General features: G+C 69.0%; 16 protein-coding genes. 5 read left to right on the top strand and 11 right to left on the bottom strand.

The features are described from left to right. Window positions 1-3: 3 nt before the first annotated feature. Window positions 4-1,212 (bottom strand): CapA family protein, encoded by a 1,209-nt coding sequence (locus tag OM513_RS11935; protein WP_264944537.1) that lies wholly within the window; start codon window positions 1,210-1,212, stop codon window positions 4-6. 386 nt (window positions 1,213-1,598) lie between these two features. Here OM513_RS11935 and OM513_RS11930 point away from each other — a divergent pair, with 386 nt between their 5' ends. Further along, the gene (locus tag OM513_RS11930; RefSeq protein ID WP_264944535.1) at window positions 1,599-2,135 is read left to right on the top strand and encodes a cell wall hydrolase; all 537 of its coding nucleotides are present in this window, start codon (window positions 1,599-1,601) and stop codon (window positions 2,133-2,135) included. 61 nt (window positions 2,136-2,196) lie between these two features. Here the strand turns inward: OM513_RS11930 and OM513_RS11925 are convergent, their stop codons facing one another. The 6 genes from OM513_RS11925 to OM513_RS11900 form a co-directional block, all read right to left on the bottom strand. After that, window positions 2,197-2,919 (bottom strand): hypothetical protein, encoded by a 723-nt coding sequence (locus OM513_RS11925; RefSeq protein ID WP_264944534.1) that lies wholly within the window; start codon window positions 2,917-2,919, stop codon window positions 2,197-2,199. Window positions 2,920-2,929: 10 nt separating this feature from the next. After that, window positions 2,930-4,336: an MBOAT family O-acyltransferase gene (locus OM513_RS11920; RefSeq protein WP_264944532.1), complete on the bottom strand. Its 1,407-nt coding sequence runs from the start codon at window positions 4,334-4,336 to the stop codon at window positions 2,930-2,932. Next, window positions 4,337-5,716, bottom strand: coding sequence for an SGNH/GDSL hydrolase family protein (locus OM513_RS11915; protein ID WP_264944530.1), 1,380 nt, complete (start codon window positions 5,714-5,716; stop codon window positions 4,337-4,339). Then, window positions 5,709-6,653, bottom strand: coding sequence for an SGNH/GDSL hydrolase family protein (locus tag OM513_RS11910; protein WP_264944529.1), 945 nt, complete (start codon window positions 6,651-6,653; stop codon window positions 5,709-5,711). The genes OM513_RS11915 and OM513_RS11910 overlap by 8 nt, the downstream gene beginning before the upstream one ends. Window positions 6,654-6,837: 184 nt before the next feature. After that, complete coding sequence (gene ndk / locus OM513_RS11905; RefSeq protein ID WP_264944528.1) at window positions 6,838-7,260, bottom strand: nucleoside-diphosphate kinase; 423 nt, start codon at window positions 7,258-7,260, stop codon at window positions 6,838-6,840. A 150-nt stretch (window positions 7,261-7,410) separates the two neighbouring features. Beyond that, window positions 7,411-7,854: a DNA polymerase III subunit chi gene (locus tag OM513_RS11900; protein ID WP_264944527.1), complete on the bottom strand. Its 444-nt coding sequence runs from the start codon at window positions 7,852-7,854 to the stop codon at window positions 7,411-7,413. A gap of 152 nt (window positions 7,855-8,006) precedes the next feature. On the opposite strand from OM513_RS11900, the gene OM513_RS11895 reads away from it, so the two are divergent. The 4 genes from OM513_RS11895 to rsmA all read left to right on the top strand — a co-directional run bounded on the left by OM513_RS11895 (window position 8,007) and on the right by rsmA (window position 13,603). Further along, on the top strand, window positions 8,007-10,292 hold the full coding sequence (locus tag OM513_RS11895; RefSeq protein ID WP_380916333.1) for an LPS-assembly protein LptD: 2,286 nt from the start codon (window positions 8,007-8,009) through the stop codon (window positions 10,290-10,292). Between the two features lie 185 nt (window positions 10,293-10,477). Next, entirely contained in the window at window positions 10,478-11,761 is a 1,284-nt protein-coding gene (locus OM513_RS11890) for a peptidylprolyl isomerase (RefSeq protein ID WP_264944524.1), read from the top strand. A gap of 19 nt (window positions 11,762-11,780) precedes the next feature. Then, window positions 11,781-12,788 (top strand): 4-hydroxythreonine-4-phosphate dehydrogenase PdxA, encoded by a 1,008-nt coding sequence (gene pdxA, locus OM513_RS11885; protein ID WP_264944523.1) that lies wholly within the window; start codon window positions 11,781-11,783, stop codon window positions 12,786-12,788. Further along, a complete protein-coding gene (rsmA, locus tag OM513_RS11880; protein ID WP_264944521.1) occupies window positions 12,785-13,603 on the top strand; it encodes a 16S rRNA (adenine(1518)-N(6)/adenine(1519)-N(6))-dimethyltransferase RsmA in 819 nt (272 codons plus the stop codon). Before pdxA ends, rsmA begins: the two co-directional genes overlap by 4 nt. A gap of 7 nt (window positions 13,604-13,610) precedes the next feature. Here rsmA and OM513_RS11875 read toward each other — a convergent pair whose 3' ends face one another. The 4 genes from OM513_RS11875 to guaB all read right to left on the bottom strand — a co-directional run bounded on the left by OM513_RS11875 (window position 13,611) and on the right by guaB (window position 19,293). Next, the gene (locus tag OM513_RS11875) at window positions 13,611-14,162 is read right to left on the bottom strand and encodes a tetratricopeptide repeat protein (RefSeq protein WP_264944520.1); all 552 of its coding nucleotides are present in this window, start codon (window positions 14,160-14,162) and stop codon (window positions 13,611-13,613) included. A gap of 32 nt (window positions 14,163-14,194) precedes the next feature. Next, window positions 14,195-15,379: an RsmB/NOP family class I SAM-dependent RNA methyltransferase gene (locus OM513_RS11870; protein WP_264944519.1), complete on the bottom strand. Its 1,185-nt coding sequence runs from the start codon at window positions 15,377-15,379 to the stop codon at window positions 14,195-14,197. Window positions 15,380-15,503: 124 nt separating this feature from the next. Next, window positions 15,504-17,717 carry a catalase/peroxidase HPI gene (katG, locus tag OM513_RS11865; RefSeq protein WP_264944517.1) on the bottom strand — a complete coding sequence of 738 codons (2,214 nt, stop codon included), beginning with the start codon at window positions 17,715-17,717 and terminating at the stop codon, window positions 15,504-15,506. 118 nt (window positions 17,718-17,835) lie between these two features. Then, on the bottom strand, window positions 17,836-19,293 hold the full coding sequence (gene guaB, locus OM513_RS11860) for an IMP dehydrogenase (protein ID WP_264944516.1): 1,458 nt from the start codon (window positions 19,291-19,293) through the stop codon (window positions 17,836-17,838). Window positions 19,294-19,313 lie beyond the last annotated feature (20 nt).

Raw genomic sequence — 19,313 nt, 5'->3', positions numbered from 1 at the left:
CTGTTACCTGCGCCAGCTCACATTGCCGTCCGCGTCGATCGCAATGCCCGCTTCGGGGAAATCCTGGCGCGAAAGCTGCTCGATCCGCGCCGCGGCGGCGCCCGAGGGGTCGAGGAACGGCCCGCCCGGCTTCACCTGCCTGGCCGACACGATCCGCGCCGACTGGAGCGCGCCGTCCGCCCCCACCTTCAGCGCCGCGATCGGCGCATAGCCGGCGGTGTTGCTCAGGTTGAAGCGGCCATAGGTCCAGAAATTGCCCAGGCTGTAGGCGATGAAACGGCCCTTATAGACCTCGATCGCGCGCGGGATGTGCGGGCCGTGGCAGAAGACGATATCGGCGCCCGCGTCCACCGCAGTATGCGCGAAGGCATAGGGATTGCCGCGGTTTTCGCCCAGGAACATTTCGGTCTGGCGCGTCACGGCGCTGCGCCCCTCGCCCTCGCCGCCGATGTGGCAGGAGACCATGACGACATCCGCCACCCGGTCCGCCTCATGCACCATCGCGGTCAGGCGGGCCAGGTCGGTTACCTGCATCAGCCCGGGGTTGTGCCCGAAGGCGACGAGCGCGAAGCGCGTGCCGTCCGGCAGCGTCTGCACGCCGATGCGGGTGCCCGGCGTGTCGGCGCCGCTCACCGCCAGCCCCGCACCGGTCAGGTAGCGATAGGTCTGCGCGCGGTTCGCCTCGCCGAAATCGCGCGAGTGGTTGTTGGCGTTGGAAACCAGCGTGAAGCCGACGCTCGCCAGATATTTCGCGTGGAACGGCGGGCTGCGAAAGGTGAAGCACACCGCCGGGTTGCTGCAGCTCTTCGCATTGTCGCTGTTGGTGTGGATCGTGCCTTCGTAATTGCCGAACACCACGTCGCCGCCCTTGAACAGGCGCAGCATCTCCGGCCCGATCACGTCCGCCGGATCGGCGCCGGGGGCCACGCGCGCGTCCATGATCGGGCTGGGGTAATCGCTGCCCATCATGATGTCGCCGACGCCGATCACGCTGTATCCGCCCTTCGCCGGGGCGCGCACGGCGGCCTTGGCCGGTGCGACGAGCTGCGGCGCGGGCGCTTCGGCGGCAGGCGGAACGGGCGCCGATTCGGCCGCCGCCTCGGCCGGGGGCAGCTCCGCCGCGGGCAGCAGCGCGGTGCGGCCCAGCGGATAGGCCATCGCCGCGGCCGCCACACTGCCCACCAGGATAACCGCCAAACTTCTGAAACGCATAGAGAAACTTCCACCCCGCCGGCGCGAATCACGCTGCCTCAACGATATCCGCATACCAGCCGCGGGCGTTCGTTTCGACTCCGAAGGCGGGCCAAAACTCCGACTTGGGGACTAGGCATTCATCCCGCCCACCGCTCGCTTCGCCGCACTTTCGTTGCATTGGCGGTTCTTCCGCGCCAATCGCGCCTTCGATCGCGGGAGGGGCGTATTTAACTCTCCGATCACGACGTGGATCGCGTCCCTGTGCCACCGGGTATTTTCGGCACCGGCGACCCGCTTCGCGCACTCGACTGGAGCAATAATTGAAGTTTCTTCGTAAGTCGCACGCTGCGGCGCTTGGCGTTGCAGTGGCTTTCAGTGCCGGTACGGCGCTGATGACGGTCCCGATGGGCGGTTCCGCAACCGCGCAGGCCCAGGGTGCCGATACCGTTTCCCAGGATAGCCTCGCCACCGCCCAGGCAAATGCCGTGCAGGCAGAGCAGGACGAGGTTCCGGCGCAGACCGCGCCCGTCGCCGCCAAGCCGGCTATCGACGATTCCGCCCTTGCCGCCGCCAGCATGCCGGTTGATTCCGAGCTGGTGTGCCTGGCGAAGGTGATCGTGCATGAGGCCGGCAACCAGTCCCGCGAGGGCCAGCTTGCCGTTGCTCAGGTGGTGATGAACCGCCTCCGTTCGCCGAAGTTCCCCAAGACCATCTGCAGCGTGGTGATGCAGCGCGGACAGTTCTTCAACGTCCACGCCTATAACCCGCCGAAGGACAAGCGCTGGACGCTGGCGCTGGAGATCGCGCGCGATGCCCGTGCGGGCGTCAGCGATCCGGTGGTCGGCAACGCGCTGTTCTTCCGCGCGGCGCAGGTGAACCCGGCGTTCTTCCGTTCGCGCCCGATCGTGGGGCGGATCGGAAACCATTATTTCCACGAATAGGGGCGGCTTCGCCCTTACGGCAGCGAACGGCCCGGCCTCCCCTTGAGGCTGGGCCGTTCTGCTATTCGGCGGCGGCCGCCGCGTTTTCCGGCCCGCCCTCTCCCGCCTTGGCATCCTCGCCGAAGCGCGCGTCTTTGAGATCGCCGTACCAGGCGTGGAGCGCCGCATAGGGCCGGTCGAGCCCGACGGAGGCGGTGATGTTGAACCAGGTCTCGGCCGCGCCGGCGATGCTCGCGCTCAGCGGGCTCGGCGGAAGCTGATAGGCCCAGCTCCGGATCGTCTGCGCGTTGAACAGCGCCAGGAACAATGTGGCGACCGCGATCACGATGGTCGTCCAGCGCAGCGGATGCGGCAGCGGCACGGCCGGCTCGGGCAGGTCCACCGGCGAAGTCGTGTCCCCAAGCCGCTCGCGGACCGGCGCGGGCGCAGGCGCGGATTCCGGCTCACGCGCGGCTGGCGCGACGGGCTCCGCACGCTCCGGCGGTGCGGGCGGAGGCGGCGGCGTGGGCGCGAACACCGCCAGTTCGGGCGGTGCGTCCTGCATCGCCCGCGCGACATCGGCGGCGGAGCGGGGCGGCGGCGCATCGGCGGGCGCGGTCTCCGGCTCCTTGTGATAGGCGGGCTCCGGCCCCAGCTCGGGGTCGGCGAGCGGCGCATCGTGCGGATCGGTCGCCGCGATCTCCTCGCGCGCGGTGGGCGTGCCGATCCCGTCCAGCGCCGCGCGGGCGCGGGCCAGCGCGTCGGAGGCTACCGGCTTGGGCTTGCTGTCTTCGGGATCGCTCACAGCCCCTCCCTCAGAACTGATAGTAGATGAAGGGCGCCACGCCCTCCGGCCGCATCGATTCGATCACCAGCACCAGCACGCCCACCATCAGCCCGGCCCAGATCGCCGGGATGGTGCGCAGCCGCATCGCCGCATGATGCAGCGTATGCGCCGGGAAATAATGGAGCGACATGCCGATCAGCAGCAGCCCCAGCATCAGCGGCGTGATCGTGCTCGTCCAGTTTCCGGCGAAGATGCCGCCGATATAGGTCAGCGCATCGTCCAGATGCTCCAGCCGGAAGAAGATCCAGCCCAGCAGCACGATATGGAAGGTGATGACGATCCCCGCCACCGGCGGCAGCGATCGCCAGCCCTCCGGTTTATATTCGCGCCACAGCCGCTCGGCCGCCAGCACGCCGCCGTGCAGCGCGCCCCAGATGACGAAGTTCCAGCTCGCGCCGTGCCACAGGCCGCCGAGCAACATCGTCGTCATCAGCGCCATGCACAGCCGGGCGATGCCGTAGCGCGATCCGCCGAGCGAGATGTACAGATAGTCGCGCAGCCAGCTCGACAGGCTGATGTGCCAGCGCCGCCAGAAATCCTGGAGCGATTGCGCGCGATAGGGCTGGTTGAAATTGTGCGGGAAACGATAGCCGAGCAGCGCCGCCAGCCCCACCGCCATGTCGCTGTATGCGGAGAAATCGCAATAGATCTGCACCGCATAGCCATAGGCGGCCAGGACCAGGTCGCCGCTGGAATGCGCGCCCGGATCGAAGAACACCGCATCGACATATCCGGTCGCCAGCTCGGACGCGATCACCGCCTTCTTGAACAGGCCCCAGACGATCAGCGCGATGCCCATCGCCGCCATGCCGCGGGTGATGTGCGGCGTTTCCTTGAACTGCGGGATCAGGTGCGACGCGCGCACGATCGGCCCGGCCACCAGATGCGGGAAGAAGCTCATCAGCAGCGTCATGTCGAGCAGCCCGGCGGGCTGGGTCTGCCGCCGGTAGATGTCGATGACGTAGCTCATCCCCTGGAAGGTGAAGAACGAGATGCCGACGGGCAGCACGACCTGCATGATCGCCAGATCGCGTTCCCAGCCGAAATCGCGCAGCAGCGCCTCGAGCTGCTCCATGAAGAAGCCGTAATATTTGAACCAGCCCAGGATCGCGAGGTTGATCGCGATGCCCACGCCCAGCAGCGCCTTGCGCGTCCCTTCCCTGCCCTCCGCCGCGACGATCAGCCGCGCCGCGCCCCAGTTGAGCACGCCGCTGGCGATCAGCAGCGCCACGAAGCGCGTGTCCCACTCGGCGTAGAAGAACCACGACGCCATCAGCAGGATGATCTTGCGCCATTCGTTGCTAGCCTTCGCCCCCCACGCCAGCGCGTAGACGACAAGGAAGAACAGGCTGAAGTTCAGCGTCGGAAAGAGCATTTAGGGGCGCTGGACCTCCGAAGCGCCGGGGGGCGCGTCGCCGGCCCGGTCCCGGAGCGCCTCCTCGGCCTGGTCCATGTTTCCGGCCGAGACCTGCACCAGCGGCGGCGTGAGCCGCGGCCGCAGCACCGCGGGACGAACCGCCAGCGAGGCGCGGGTGAGATCGGAATCGAGCATCTGGCCGATCATCGTTCCGCCCTCGCGGGTGAAATGGACGAAATCGCCGCGCATCTGGCCCGCGGTCTTCCAGCTATAGGCCGCGCATTGCGATCCCATCGCCGCCGCCCAGTTCCAGAAGCCCAGCCGCATGTCGTGCGCCACGCGGATCTGGCGCGCGCGCACCTCGCCCAGCGAGCGCGGGGGGCCGAGGCCCTCGCCGCAATCATATTCGGGCCTGAGCGCCACGTTGCGCGTCGCCGCGTCGGGCGCGCCGAGCAGCAGGATCGGCACGTTCGGCCCCGCCAGCCGGCGGATGCGCGCCACCTGGCGGCGAAGCTGGGTCTCGTAATTGTCGATCGCGAAGTTCGGCGCAAAGCCTTCGTTGGTGCCGAAGGCGAGAACGATCAGGTCGGGCGCATAGGCCTGGAACTCGGCGCGGACCACCGCGTCGCTGGCGCGGTTCAGGTGGATCGCCTGCGATCCCACCACGCCCAGGTTGGAAAGCACGACGCCGCCATCGCTGCGGAAGGTGGCGAAGGAGGTGATCGAAACCGGCCCCTCGTCCAGCGTCACGATCTCGGCAGAGGCGACCTTGGTGCGCGTGCGCATCGTGCGGCACGCCGGCTGGCGCTCAACCGACGCGAGCCGCCATTCCTCCTCGGCCACCATCCCCATGCGCAGCAGCACCGCGCCCGCGCCCGGCGAGGTCATCGCGCAGACGGTGATCTGGTCGAAATACTGATCGGGCGAATCCGCCGCGATCGACAGCCGCTCGCCCGGCGCCGCCACGCTCTGGGTAAAGCCGGAGATGCCCAGTTCCGGGCCATATTCGGAATAGGCCTTGCCGAAGGTGGCATTCACCACCCAGCCCGGCGTCTGCGACGCGGTGACGCCCCAGGTGAGGTAGCCGCCATAGGGCTTGCCGCCGGCCAGCACCCCGCGCCCGCCGTTGCCGTAACGCGCCTGGAGCTGCATGCGCCAGCCGTTGGTGATCATGTCGCCGGCGGTGTGGCTATCGCCGATCTGGATGATGTGTACCGGCACATGCGCCCGGCGCGGATCGGCGCGCAGCTTGGCCAGGAACGGCGCGATCGATTCGGCGTAGCAGAGGCGCCCGTCGCAGGCCCCCGGCTCGGGTGGGTAGCCGTCGCGCGCCATCGCCGCGGGCGCCCCGCACAGCAGCAGCGCGAGCGCCGCGGCGGCGGAGCGCAGCCTAGCCATCGCTCTTCGCCGCTTCCCCGGCGGGCTTGCCGGCGTCTTGCCTTGCGGGATCGCGATTGGCGGCGCCGCGCGCCTGGGCGATGGATTTCTGGATGTCGCCGGTAAGCCCGTGAATAAGGAAGCCATAGCCGCTCATCGTCATGTGGATGCCATCGTTGGCGCGGGCCATGACGCGCTCGCCCGTATCCGGGTTGCGGAGATAGGGAGCGTATTTGCCATCCGCGTCGACGCTGGCTGGCACGGTATCGATGAACGGGACGTTGAGCGCACGGGCGCGGGCGGCGAAGAATGCGTTGAGTTGCTGGATATCTGCGTCGAATTCCGGCTTGCGCATGCGCGGCAGGCCCACCCAATAGACCTGGGCGCCGCGTTCGCGCAGCATCGTGACGATCGCCGCCACGCGATCGCCGACGATCTTCTGCCAGTCCTCGCTCATGAACTTGGCGGCGTGGCCGTTGTCGTAGATGCCCTGGGTGTCGTTCGCGCCGAACGAGATCACCGCGATATCGACCGGCTGGCGATCGATCTTGCCGCGGATGTCGTCGAGCAGGTTCAGGCTGCGATATCGGGTAAAGCCCGTCGATCGCTCGCTGAACTGATGGACCTTGATCGTGTCGTCCTTGCGCAGCCCGTTGTAGAGCGCTGCCCAGATGCCGTCGCCGAAGCTGTCGCCGAACACGCCGACATGCACCTCGCGGCCCGCCGCGGCGGTGCTGGCGAGCGCCGGCCCCACCGTCACGGTGGGCGGCAGCGCGGCGGCGGGAACCGCAGGCGCGCCGGGCTGGTCCCCGGCCGGTGCCCCGGGCTGCGGAGCGGCCGGCGGCGCGACGGGCGCGTTCACCGTGTAGAAGGATGCCGTGATGAAGGCGCCCGCGGCAAGGCCGAGGAACAAGACCGCCGTGCGATCGGCCAGGAAGGCCAGCTTCCCCCGCATCATCTCGAAACCCGGAACCTCCGCATTACGCAACGATTCGAGCCCCCCGCCCGAACGCCTCCGGGAGTTAATAGGAGCTTAGGGGCGTTGGCAAGCCGGGCAATCCCGGAAGCCTGCCGATAAATCGCAGGATTCCGGGACATTCCGGACAATCAGGCCGGCCAGTCAGGCCGGACTGGCCCGCGCCTCAGCCGACGATCTCTTCCGGCTTGAAGAAATAGGCGATCTCGATCGCCGCATTCTCGTCGGAGTCCGAACCGTGGACGCTGTTCGCCTCGATCGATTCCGCCAGTTCCTTGCGGATCGTGCCGGGCTCGGCGTTCGCCGGGTTGGTGGCGCCCATGATGTCGCGGTTGCGCTGCACGGCGTTCTCGCCCTCCAGCACCTGCACCACCACCGGGCCGGAGATCATGAAGGAGACCAGATCGCCGAAGAAGGGGCGCTCCTTGTGGACCGCGTAGAAGCCCTCGGCCTGCTCCTTGGTCATCTGGATGCGCTTGGAGGCGACGACGCGCAGGCCGGCCTCCTCCAGCATCTTGGTGACCGCGCCGGTCAGGTTGCGGCGGGTGGCATCGGGCTTGATGATCGAAAAGGTCCGGGTCGCGGCCATGGCCGTGCGGCTCCTGTGGTTAAGGGTGTGGAAAAGTCGCGGCTCCCTAGTCCGCGAGCCCGCCCAAATCAAGCGTTCGCACGTGCGAAGACCGCCCCGATCGGGGCATTTCGTGCCATCCCGGGCTGGGCCGCTGCCGATACCGGCCGGTCAGGCGGCCTGTTCCCAGCCGCCGCCTTCCTTCTGCTTCCAATAGCGCCGCTCGACGCCTTCGCGGCCGGCCAGCGATTTCCAGGCGGTGCGCGCCTCCGCGATGCGGTCCTCGCCGAAGAAGTGGAAGGCGCGGTCGAATTCCAGCGCGGCATCGCGCCACACCCCGTCGGCGATCGCCACGTTGCGCGCGCCATTGGCGGGCGGCGCGGCATCGGCGGCGATCAGCACCGGCTGGCGCGCGTCATGCTCGCCCCCCGCCTGGCCATGCGGCAGGAAGCTTTCGGGCGAATAGGCCCACAGCAGCCGATCCAGCTTTTCGCGCGCGGCGGGCTCGTCCGCCACAACCAGCAGCCGTCCGCCGTCCGCCAGCACCCGTTCGGCGATTCTGGGTAGCGTGCGTTCGAGCGGCAGCCGCGTGAGGTGATAGAAGTCAACCTTCATGCGCCCCGATTAGCGCGCCGCGCCGCCATATCCAACGCGGCGTTGCGGAGCGCACGGTCCGGTGCGATAGGGCGGTGGAGCGCCATGCCGGTTTCGCATGGGCGCAGCGGAGCGTTGTAGGGAAGGTGGATCGAGTCTTGACGCGCAAGGCCATGTTGCTCGCCACCGCCTGGCCGATCGCGCTGCTGTCCGCGCCGCATGCGCTCGCGCAGGAGCAGGAGGCCCCGGCCGCCCCCGCCCCCCCGGCGGCACAGGCGCCGTCCGCGCCGCCTTCGCTCACCGCACCCGTGCCCGCCGTCCCGGCCTTCCCCGATGCGGCCCCCGCCGAGCCGGACGAGGTCAGCTTCAGCGCCGACGTGCTGGAATATGACCAGAAGGCCGAAATCATCACCGCCACGGGCGAGGTTCGCCTGGTCCGCCGCGGCGACCGGCTGCGCGCCGACAAGGTGGTGTGGAACCGCGGCACCGGCGAGGTGGTTGCCGAGGGCAACATCGTCATCATCAACGACACCGGCGACACCGCCTTCGGCGATCGCATCCAGCTAACCGACACGCTGCGCGACGGCGTGGTGGAGAATATGCTGGTGGTGCTGGAGGGCGGCGGCCGGATCGCCGCCCAGCACGGCGTACGCGACAACGGCGTGATCACGGTGGACAACGCCGCCTACACCCCCTGCTCGGTCGTCGATTCGGAGAATTGCCCGAAAGAGCCGAGCTGGAAGATCACGGCGAAGCGCGTCGTCTATGATCCCGCGGCGCAGCGGCTGCGCTACACGGGCGCCCGCGTGTCGGTGTTCGGGGTAGCGACGATCCCCCTGCCCGTCTTCTCGCATCCGGTTGGCGGCGCCAGCGGCACCGGCTTCCTGATGCCCGACATCAGCTACAACCGCACCAACGGGCTCCACGTCGAAGTCCCCTATTTCTTCAGCTTCGGCCCGAATCGCGATCTGCGCGTCACGCCCCATTTCTATTCCGCCGTGCTTCCGGTGCTTCAGGCGGACTATCGCGAGCTGAACGAGCTCGGCGCGATCCACCTGGGCGGCTATGTGACCTACAGCCGCCGGGCGGACGACCTGCTGGTGCCGGTTACGCCGGCCACCTCGCGCAACGCGGTCCGCGGCTATCTGGACGGGGTCGGCCGCTATCAGCTCACACCGGAATGGAGCGTCAGCGGATCGCTGCGCGTATCGAGCGACCGCACGTTCCTGCGCCGTTACGACATCTCGCGCGACGACCGGCTGCGCAACAACATCCGCGTCGAACGGATCGACCAGGACAGCTATTTCGCGATCAACGGCTGGGCGGTGCAGACGCTGCGCATCGGCGATCGCCAGGGCCTTCAGCCGATCGCACTGCCCGAGATCGACTATCGCCGCCGCCTCGACGACGGGCTGATCGGCGGCCGTGCCGAGGTGCAGGTCAACACGCTTGCGATCACCCGCACCGGCGGACAGGATTCGCAGCGCGCCTTCGCCTCGCTGCGCTGGGATCTGCGCAAGCTGACCTCCTGGGGCCAGGAGATCACGCTGACCTCCTATGGCCGCGGCGACCTGTACAACGCCTCCAACACGCTCGCGACCACGGTGGCCAGCTATCGCGGCGAGGAAGGGTTCCACGCCCGCGGCATCGGCGCGCTGGCGCTGGACATGAAGTGGCCGCTGGTCGGCCCGGCGTTCGGCGGCACCCAGCGCATCACCCCGCGCTTCCAGGTGGTGGCAGCGCCGAAGATCGCGAACCTGCTGGTCCCCAACGAGGACGCCCGCGCGGTGGACCTTGAGGATTCGAATCTGTTCGCGCTCAACCGCTTCCCCGGATACGACCGGTTCGAGGATTCGACGCGCTTCACCTGGGGCGTCGATTATTCGCTGTTCCTGCCGGGCTTCTCGCTCGATGCGACGATCGGCCAGAGCTATCGCCTGACCGACCGGCCGACGATCCTGCCCAACGGCACCGGGCTGGACGGCCGCGTCTCCGACGTCGTGGGCCGCACCGTGGTGCGTTTCCGCGATTTCCTGACGGTCACCCACCGCTATCGCATCGACAAGGACAGCTTCGCCGTCCGCCGCAACGAGGTGGACGCGACGGTGGGTTCCAGCACCACCTATGTCCAGCTCGGCTATCTGCGGCTCAACCGCAATATCGGCGCGGCGCTGGAGGATCTGCAGGATCGCGAGGAGGCCCGCATCGGCGCGCGCTTCCAGATCGCCCGTTTCTGGTCGATCTCGGGCTCGATGCTGGTCGACTTGACCAGCCGCAACGAAGACATATTGTCGCTGTCGGACGGTTTCGATCCGGTGCGTCACCGGCTCGGCATCGCCTATGAGGACGATTGCCTCCGGCTCGGCTTCACGTGGAAGCGCGATTATGAGACGACGGGCGACGCGGTGAAAGGCAACAGCTTCCTGCTTTCGCTTTCGTTCAAGAACCTGGGCCGCTGACCAATGGCCGGGAGCATCGTTATGGTACAATGCGTTGGCGGCCGCCGATCAGCCTTGGTTCAGGCACAATTGACGAGTAAGCGGCTGAAACTTCGGCACTGGATGAGGGTGTCTTGCTGGTGAATTTTGGTGTTGTGAATGCGGTGCGCGCTGCCCGCGGCGTGATTGCGGTGTTTGGAACCGCGGTGTTGGCGACGGCAGCCGCCGCGCAGACCGTGCCCGACGAGGAGGTCCCTTCGGCCGGCCTCGACCTGCCGGCGAACCTCCAGATCTTCGGCAAGGCGGACCCGAACGTCCGCAAGCCGACCGCGATCGTCAACAACACGGTGATCACCGGGACCGACGTGGACCAGCGCCTGGCGCTGGTGCTGGCGATCAACGACCTGAACCCGCCCGCCGCCGAGCGCGACCAGATCCGCCTGCAGGTGCTGCGTTCGCTGATCGACGAGACGCTGCAGATTCAGGAGGCCGCGGCGGCCAAGATCACCGTCGACAAGGCGGAGGTCGACCAGACCTTCGCCCGCGTGGCCCAGCGCCGCCAGCTTACGCCGGATCAGTTCCGTCAGTGGATTCGCTCGGTCGGCTCGTCGGAACGTTCGATCCGCCGCCAGATCGAGGGCGAGCTGGCATGGAGCCGCCTGCTCCGCCGCCGCGTGAGCATCGACATCAGCGATGCCGAGGTGGAATCGATCCTGAAGCGTATCGAGGCGGCCAAGGGCACGCACGAATATCGCGTCTTCGAAATCTACATGAGCGCGACGCCCGAGCGCGCCGAGGAAGTCTATCGTCAGCAGCAGGCGCTGCTCCAGCAGATGCGCGAGGGCACGCCCTTTGACTCGCTGGCGCACATCTGGTCCGAGGCGACGACCAAGATCAAGGGCGGCGACCTGGGCTGGATCCGCACGGTGACGCTGCCCGAACAGCTCGCCACGCCGCTGCAAACGATGCAGGTCGGCCAGGTGGCCGGGCCGATCGAGGTGCCGGGCGGCTTCTCGATCATCTATCTTGCCGACACGCGCCAGGTGCTGGTCGCAGATCCGCGCGACGCGCGCCTGAACCTGCGCCAGATCACGCTGACCTTCGCACCGGGCACGACCGAAGAGGCAGCCACGACCAAGGCGGCCGAGCTGGCCAAGCAGACCGCTTCGATGCAGGGCTGCGGCGATGTGCCGCGGATCGCCCAGGCGCTGGGCGCCGATGTGGTGAACCGCGATTCGATCCGCGTGCGCGATCTGCCGGGTCAGGTGGCGAACCTGGTCGTCGATCTTCAGGTCGGCCAGGCGACCCAGCCGTTCGGTTCGCTGGAGAGCGGCGTGCGCGTGCTCGTGCTGTGCGGACGCGACGATCCCGTGGCGGAGCTGCCCTCCAAGCAGGACGTAAGCCAGTCGCTGGAGGATGAGCGCACCGGACGCCGGGCGGAACGCATGCTGCGCGATCTGCGCCGCGACGCCATCGTCGAATATCGCTGATGCCGGCACCGGGCCGGCGATGATCCGGCCGCTGGCCGTTGCGATGGGCGATCCCGCCGGGATCGGTCCGGAGATCGTCGCAAAGGCGTGGAAGGCGCGCGAGCTCCACTCGCTGCCCCCCTTCTTCACGATCGGCGATGCGCGCGCCGTGCAGCGCGTGTGGGACGGGCCGGTGCGCGAGATCGCGTCGCCGGACGAGGCGGAGGCGGTGTTCGCCGAAGCGCTGCCGGTGATCCAGATCGCCGACGCGGGCGCGATCGTGCCGGGGAAGCCCGATGTGGACGGCGCGCGCTGCGCCTTCCAGTCGCTCGAGATCGCGGTGGGCCTGACCCGTGCGGAAAGCGCCGGCGCGCTGGTGACGGGGCCGGTGTCCAAGGCGCAGCTCTATGGCGTCGGCTTCACCCATCCCGGCCAGACCGAGTTCGTCGCCGAACGCTGCGGCGTGGCGCGGAACAACACCGTGATGATGCTCGCCGGGCCGTCGCTGCGCGTCGTGCCGGTGACGGTGCATGTGCCGCTGGCGCAGGTGCCCGAGCTGCTGACCATCGAGCTGATTGTCGCCAAGGCGCGCGGCGCGGCGCGGGGGCTGCATCGCAACTTCGGGATCGAGAACCCGCGCCTCGCCTTCGCGGGGCTCAATCCGCATGCCGGAGAAGGCGGCGCGATCGGGCGCGAGGAGATCGAGATCGTCGCCCCGGCCATCGCCCAGTTGCGCGAGGAAGGGATCGACGCCACCGGCCCCTTCGCCGCGGATACGATGTTCCACCCGCGCGCACGCGCCGGCTATGACGCGGCGATCTGCCTCTATCACGATCAGGCGCTGGTGCCGCTCAAGACGCTGCACTTCGACGAAGGCGTCAACATCACGCTGGGGCTGCCGATCGTGCGCACCGCGCCGGACCATGGCACCGCCTTCGGCATCGCGGGGAGCGACCAGGCCAATCCGGGCGCGATGATCGCGGCGATCCGCATGGCGGCCTCCGCCGCCCAGCACCGCGCCGAACTGGCCGCCGCCGGAGCGCCGTGACCGGGCTTCCGCCGCTGCGCGAGGTGATCCGCAAGCACGGGCTCAGCGCCAGCAAGGCGCTGGGGCAGAACTTCCTGTTCGACCAGCAGCTCCTGGCCCGCATCGCCCGGGTTCCCGGCAATCTGGACGGTGCCGAGGTGTTCGAGGTCGGCCCCGGTCCCGGCGGGCTCACCCGCGCGCTGCTGGAGGCGGGCGCCCGGGTGACCGCGGTCGAACGCGACCGGCGCTGCATCCCCGCGCTGGAAGAGGTGGCGGCGGCCTTCCCCGGCCAGCTCCGCGTGATCGAGGGCGACGCGCTGGAGATCGACGCGCCGGCGCTGTTCGCGGGGCGGCCGCATGTCGTGGCGAACCTGCCCTATAATGTGGGCACCGCGCTGCTGGTCGGCTGGCTCTCGGTGCCGTGGCAGCCCTGGTGGGCGAGCCTGACGCTGATGTTCCAGAAGGAGGTCGCCGAGCGGATCGTGGCCCCGGCCGGGGGCGAGGCCTATGGCCGCCTGGCGGTGCTGGCGCAGTGGCGCTCCACGCCGCGGATCGCGATGACCGTCCACCGCTCCGCCTTCACTCCGCCGCCCAAGGTGATGTCGGCGGTGGTCCATATCGTCCCCGCCGAGCCGCCGGAGGGCGTGCGGCTGGAACGGCTGGAGGCGCTGACCGCCGCGGCATTCGGCCAGCGGCGCAAGATGCTGCGCCAGAGCCTGAAGTCCGTCCCCGGCGCGCTCGACGCGCTGACCGCGCTCGGTATCGACGGCAGCCGCCGGGCGGAGACGGTGAGCGTCGCCGAATTCGTGGCGATCGCGCGGATATTGAGCCGCTGACCGCCCCTCAGGGCTTGGGGTCCTTGGCGGGTGCCGATTCCGGTGCCGCGGGGGTGCCGAGCTGGGCGGCGACCGCGGCCGGCCCGGCCGGGGCTGCGGCAACCGCGGGCGGCCCCTTCGCGATCACTGCGGCCAGCACGGCCGCATCCTTGCACTGGGTACGGCAGATCGTCTTGATCTTGGCGAGGTTCTCCTTCGCCTTCTCGACCGCGCCCTTCTCCATCATCGCCTCGCCCTGCCCGCGCAGCGCGGCGAGATCGTTGGGCTCCAGCACCAGCGCCTCGCTGTAGAAGCGGATCGCCTTGCCGGGCAGGCCACGCTTGCGGGACACCTCGGCCAGCAGGATATAGGCCTGGCGGTTACGCGGATCGACGGCCAGCGCGGTTTCGAACGCATCGACGGCGCCGTCCAGATTGCCCGCGGCCTGCGCCGAACGGCCTTCCTGAAGCAGCGTCATCGATCGCGGATCGATCTGATCGTCGGGGCGCTGCGCCGTCAGCGCGGTGGAAAGGGTCAGCGCCATCAGCGCGGCGGGAACCGAAATCGCAGCGAACCGCATCAAATTCTCCGAAACAGACACGCCCCAGGCTATCATCGCCGGATCAGCTTCGCGACAAAAAAGCCGTCGGTGGAATGGGACAGCGGGGTTAGGCGCATGCCCGGCCCATGCGCCTGCCCCGCGCCCAGGGCAAGCGGCGCCGCGTCCCACTCCGGATGCCGCTCCAGAAAGGCCTGCACCTGCCCCGCCCCTTCCGCATCCAGCAGCGAGCAGACGACATGCACCAGCGCGCCGCCCGGCCGCACCAGCCCTGCGGCGACGTCCAGCAGATGCGCCTGCGTCCGCACCAGCCGTTCCAGCCGCGCGGGGGTCAGCCGCCAGCGCGCCTCGGGATTGCGGCGCCAGGTGCCCGTGCCGGAACAGGGCGCATCGACGAACACCAGATCGGCACGGTCCCGCCAGTCGGCCAGCCCCTCCGCCTCGCGCCCCGGATCGAGCAGGCGGGTGGCGGCGATCGTCACCCCTGCCCGCTCCGCGCGCGGCATCAGGCGCGAGAGGCGCGGACGATCCACGTCACAGGCCAGGACAGCACCCCGGTTGTCCATCGCGGCAGCGAGCGCGAGCGTCTTGCCCCCTGCCCCCGCGCACAGATCGATCACCTGCCAGCCCCGCTCCGCGCCGGACGCAATCGAGACGAGTTGCGAACCCGCGTCCTGCACCTCGATCGCGCCGTCGCGATAGGCGGGAAGCTGCTCGACATTGGTGTCGGGCGGCAAGCGCAGCGCATCGGGAACGGAATCCAGCGGCCGGGCATCCGGAATCTGCGCGGTGATCGCGCCGCGGTCCGCCTTCAGCCGGTTCACCCGCAGGTCGAGCGGCGCGCGATCGAGCAGCGCGGCCTGCTGCGCGGCGTCCAGCCCCGATGCGGCCATCGCACGGGCCAGCCAGCGCGGCAGCGCGCCAGTTTCGGCCGGAGGTTCGTGCGGGTCCAGCGGCGCGGGGCCATAGGGTGAGCCATCGAAGGTAGCGGCCAGCGCCGGATCGCCCAGCGTCAGCGCCACCATCGCGCTGCGGCCGCTTTCGGGCCGTTCGCCGCACAGGCGGATCGCGTCATAGACCAGCTCGCGGATCGCGCGGCGGTCCTTCGACCCCGCATAGCGCCGCGCCGCCAGCCCGCGTGCCAGGATCGTGTCCGCCGCCGGGCCGGAATCGCGCGCGGCGGCGATGATCTGGTCAAGCAGCTCGATCGCCGCCTGGGTGCGCGCGGCGGGGGTCATTCGGATTCGCGGTCGCGGACGAACATGGCCCGGACGTGGAGCAGATGAAGCCCGGCTTGGCCAGCCCCATCGCGGCCCGCCGGAACGGCTGCGGGCTCCCGCCAGTGCGGGAGCCCGGGCCGGGTCAGGCCAGATCGAAGCGATCGGCGTTCATCACCTTGTTCCAGGCGGCGATGAAATCGTCGACGAACTTGCGGCCCGCGTCCGCCGAGGCATAGACCTCCGCCAGCGCGCGAAGCTGCGAGTTGGAGCCGAACAGCAGGTCCACGCGCGTCGCGGTCCATTTCGGCGCTCCGGTGGCGCGATCGGTGCCGGCGAACACGCCCTTCTCCGTCTCCTTCCACGCCGTCGCCATGTCGAGCAGGTTGACGAAGAAGTCGTTGGTGAGCTGGCCCGGACGCGCGGTGAACACGCCATGCGCCGATCCGCCGTGATTGGCGCCCAGCACGCGCAGGCCGCCGATCAGCACCGTCATCTCCGGCGCGGTGAGCGCAAGCAACTGCGCACGATCGATCAGCAGCTCTTCGGCCGAGATGCTGAAATCGGCCTGGAGATAGTTGCGGAAGCCATCGGCGCGCGGCTCCAGCACGGCGAAGCTCTCCGCGTCGGTCTGCTCCTGCGCCGCGTCGGTCCGTCCCGGCGCGAAGGGCACCGCCGCGGGATAGCCGGCGTCGCGCGCCGCCTTCTCAATCGCCGCGGCGCCGCCGAGCACGATCAGGTCGGCGATGCTCACCTTCTTGCCGGTCGATCCGTCGAAATCGCGCTTGATCGCTTCATAGACCGCCAGCACCCGCGCCAGATCGGCGGGCTGGTTGACGTCCCAGTCCTTCTGCGGGGCAAGCCGGATGCGGCCGCCGTTGGCGCCGCCGCGATGATCCGATCCGCGATAGGTGGAGGCGGAGGCCCAGGCGGTGCGCACCAGATCGGCGACGCTGAGGCCCGACGCCAGGATGCGCGACTTCAGCGACGCGACGTCGCCGTCATGCACCGGCGAATAATCGGCCGCCGGGATCGGGTCCTGCCAGATCAGGTCCTCGGCCGGAACGTCCGCGCCCAGGTATCGCGCCTTCGGCCCCATGTCGCGGTGGCACAGCTTGAACCAGGCGCGGGCGAAGGCATCGGCGAACTGAGCGGGATTGTCGCGGAAACGCAGCGAGATCGCGCGATAGGCCGGGTCCTCGCGCATCGCCATGTCGGCGGTGGTCATCATCGTCGGCAGGCGGCGTTCCGGGCTGCGCGCGCCGGGGGCCAGATCCTCGGGCTTCGCGTCCACCGGCTGCCACTGGTGTGCGCCGGCGGGGCTCTTCACCAGCTCATATTCATAGTCGAACAGCATGTGGAAATAGCTGTTGTCCCATTTGATCGGCGTCGGCGTCCAGGCGCCCTCGATGCCGCTGGTGATGGTGTCGTCGCCGTTGCCGGTGCCGTGCGTGCTCATCCAGCCGAAGCCCTGCAGCGCGATGTCCGCGGCTTCCGGTTCCGCGCCGACATTGGCGGCGCTGCCCGCGCCGTGCGCCTTGCCGAAGGTGTGGCCGCCCGCGGTGAGCGCCACCGTCTCCTCGTCGTTCATCCCCATCCGCGCGAAAGTCTCGCGGATGTCGCGGCCGGAGGCGACGGGATCGGGCACGCCGCCCGGCCCTTCGGGGTTCACATAGATCAGGCCCATCTGGATCGCGGCCAGCGTATCCTCCAGCCCGATCTGCTTTTCGGGCTGGATGCGGGTCTCGTTGCCGGGCTGGCCGACCCATTTGTCCTCGCTGCCCCAATAGACGTCCTTCTCGGCCTCCCACACGTCCTTGCGGCCGCCGCCGAAGCCGAACACCGGGCCGCCCATCGATTCGATCGCGACATTGCCGGCCAGGATCATCAGGTCCGCCCAGCTCAGCTTGCGGCCATATTTGGCCTTGATCGGCCACAGCAGGCGGCGGGCCTTGTCCAGGTTGCCGTTGTCCGGCCAGCTATTCAGCGGGGCGAAGCGCTGCTGCCCGGCGCCCGCGCCGCCGCGGCCGTCGCCGGTGCGATAGGTGCCGGCGCTGTGCCAGGCCATGCGGATGAAGAAGGGGCCGTAATGCCCATAGTCGGCGGGCCACCAGGGCTGGCTGTCGGTCATCAGCGCGGTCAGGTCGCGCTTCACCGCGTCGAGATCGAGCGACTTGAACTCGGCGGCATAATCGAAGTCCGCGCCCATCGGATCGCTGGCGGGGCCATGCTGGGCCAGGATGTCCAGCGGAAGCTGGTTCGGCCACCAGTCGCGGTTGGTGCGCCCCAGCAGCGAGCGCGCCGAACCGGCGTGCTTGACCGGGCAGCCCCCGGCGGCGTCGTTCGTGTTCGCGTCCATCGCTCTCTCCTGCATCCTGCAAGGGCCTGCGGAAACCGGCCCGGTGGACATGGTGTAGGAGCGAAGCAGTGATCGGTAAAAGCGATTAACTTAGCTTAGTGTGAGCCGGAAAATCGATCTATCGCGTCGGATAGTTGGGCGCCTCGCGCGTGATGGTCACGTCGTGGACGTGGCTTTCCTTCAGGCCCGCGTTGGTGATGCGGACGAAGCGCGCCTTCTTCTGGAATTCCGGAATGGTGCGCGCGCCGACATAGCCCATCGCCGCCTTCACGCCGCCGACGAGCTGATGCACCACGTCGCGCGCGGTGCCCTTGAACGGCACCTGGCCCTCGATCCCCTCGGGCACCAGCTTGAGCTGGTCCTTGATGTCCTGCTGGAAATAGCGGTCGGCCGATCCGCGCGCCATCGCGCCGACCGATCCCATGCCGCGATAGGATTTATAGGCACGGCCCTGGTAGAGGAAGGTCTCGCCCGGCGCCTCCTCGGTCCCCGCCAGCAGCGAACCGACCATCACCGTAGCCGCGCCCGCCGCCAGCGCCTTGGCGATGTCGCCAGAGGTGCGCAGGCCGCCGTCGGCGATCACGGGAACGCCGGCCTTCGCTGCTTCGTTCGCCGCCTCCATCACCGCGGTGAGCTGGGGCACGCCCACGCCCGCCACCACGCGCGTGGTGCAGATCGATCCCGGGCCGATACCCACCTTCACCGCATCCGCGCCCGCGCCGATCAGCGCCTTGGCGGCCTCTGCCGTGGCGATATTGCCGGCGACCACCTGGACGCGGTTCGACAGCTTCTTCACCCGCTCGACCGCGCGGCTCACGTCCTTGTTGTGGCCATGGGCGGTGTCGATCACGATCAGGTCGCATTCGGCATCGACCAGCGCCTCGGTCCGCGCATAGCCCTTGTCGCCCACGGTCGAGGCGGCGGCGACGCACAGGCGGCCGGCCGCGTCCTTGGTGGCGTGCGGATAGGTGACCGCCTTCTCGATGTCCTTGACGGTGATCAGGCCGACGCAGCGATAATTTTCGTCGACCACCAGCAGCTTCTCGATCCGGCGCTGGTGGAGCAGGCGGCGGGCCTCCTCCTGGCTGACGCCGGCCTTCACGGTGGCCAGGTTCTGGTGCGTCATCAGCTCGGACACCGGCTGGTCCGGGTTTTCGGCGAAGCGCACGTCGCGGTTGGTGAGGATACCCGCCAGCTTGCCCGATTCCTCGACGATCGGGATGCCGCTGATGCGGTGGCGGGCCATCAGCGCCTGCGCCTCGGCCAGCGTGCCGCCAGGCGTCATGGTGATCGGGTTCACCACCATCCCGCTCTCGAACCGCTTGACGGCGCGGACCGCCTCCACCTGCTCCTCGATATCCAGGTTGCGATGGAGCACGCCGATGCCGCCGAGCTGCGCCATCACGATCGCCATGTCAGCCTCGGTCACCGTGTCCATCGCGGAGGACAGGATCGGGATGTTGAGGCTCAGCCCGCGCGTAACCTGCGTCCGCGTATCCGCCATGCTGGGCAGCACCTCGGATTCGCCCGGATACAGGAGGACGTCGTCGAAGGTGAGGCCGAGGGGGATTTCCATGGGGTGCGCCAAGTCCTGAG

It is taken from the genome of Sphingomonas canadensis (assembly GCF_026013525.1).
GTDB classification, from domain to species: Bacteria; Pseudomonadota; Alphaproteobacteria; order Sphingomonadales; family Sphingomonadaceae; genus Sphingomonas; species Sphingomonas canadensis.
Note: the sequence above shows the minus strand (reverse complement) of the source record. Positions and strands in the feature narration are given on the sequence as shown.

Excerpts from the sequence above, each read along its gene's own strand:
- OM513_RS11935 (WP_264944537.1), bottom strand. The coding sequence starts at position 1,212 with ATGCGTTTCAGAAGTTTGGCGGTTATCCTGGTGGGCAGTGTGGCGGCC.
- OM513_RS11930 (WP_264944535.1), top strand. The coding sequence starts at position 1,599 with ATGGGCGGTTCCGCAACCGCGCAGGCCCAGGGTGCCGATACCGTTTCC.
- OM513_RS11920 (WP_264944532.1), bottom strand. The coding sequence starts at position 4,336 with ATGCTCTTTCCGACGCTGAACTTCAGCCTGTTCTTCCTTGTCGTCTAC.
- OM513_RS11915 (WP_264944530.1), bottom strand. The coding sequence starts at position 5,716 with ATGGCTAGGCTGCGCTCCGCCGCCGCGGCGCTCGCGCTGCTGCTGTGC.
- OM513_RS11910 (WP_264944529.1), bottom strand. The coding sequence starts at position 6,653 with ATGATGCGGGGGAAGCTGGCCTTCCTGGCCGATCGCACGGCGGTCTTG.
- ndk (WP_264944528.1), bottom strand. The coding sequence starts at position 7,260 with ATGGCCGCGACCCGGACCTTTTCGATCATCAAGCCCGATGCCACCCGC.
- OM513_RS11900 (WP_264944527.1), bottom strand. The coding sequence starts at position 7,854 with ATGAAGGTTGACTTCTATCACCTCACGCGGCTGCCGCTCGAACGCACG.
- OM513_RS11895 (WP_380916333.1), top strand. The coding sequence starts at position 8,007 with ATGTTGCTCGCCACCGCCTGGCCGATCGCGCTGCTGTCCGCGCCGCAT.
- pdxA (WP_264944523.1), top strand. The coding sequence starts at position 11,781 with ATGATCCGGCCGCTGGCCGTTGCGATGGGCGATCCCGCCGGGATCGGT.
- OM513_RS11875 (WP_264944520.1), bottom strand. The coding sequence starts at position 14,162 with ATGCGGTTCGCTGCGATTTCGGTTCCCGCCGCGCTGATGGCGCTGACC.
- OM513_RS11870 (WP_264944519.1), bottom strand. The coding sequence starts at position 15,379 with ATGACCCCCGCCGCGCGCACCCAGGCGGCGATCGAGCTGCTTGACCAG.
- katG (WP_264944517.1), bottom strand. The coding sequence starts at position 17,717 with ATGGACGCGAACACGAACGACGCCGCCGGGGGCTGCCCGGTCAAGCAC.
- guaB (WP_264944516.1), bottom strand. The coding sequence starts at position 19,293 with ATGGAAATCCCCCTCGGCCTCACCTTCGACGACGTCCTCCTGTATCCG.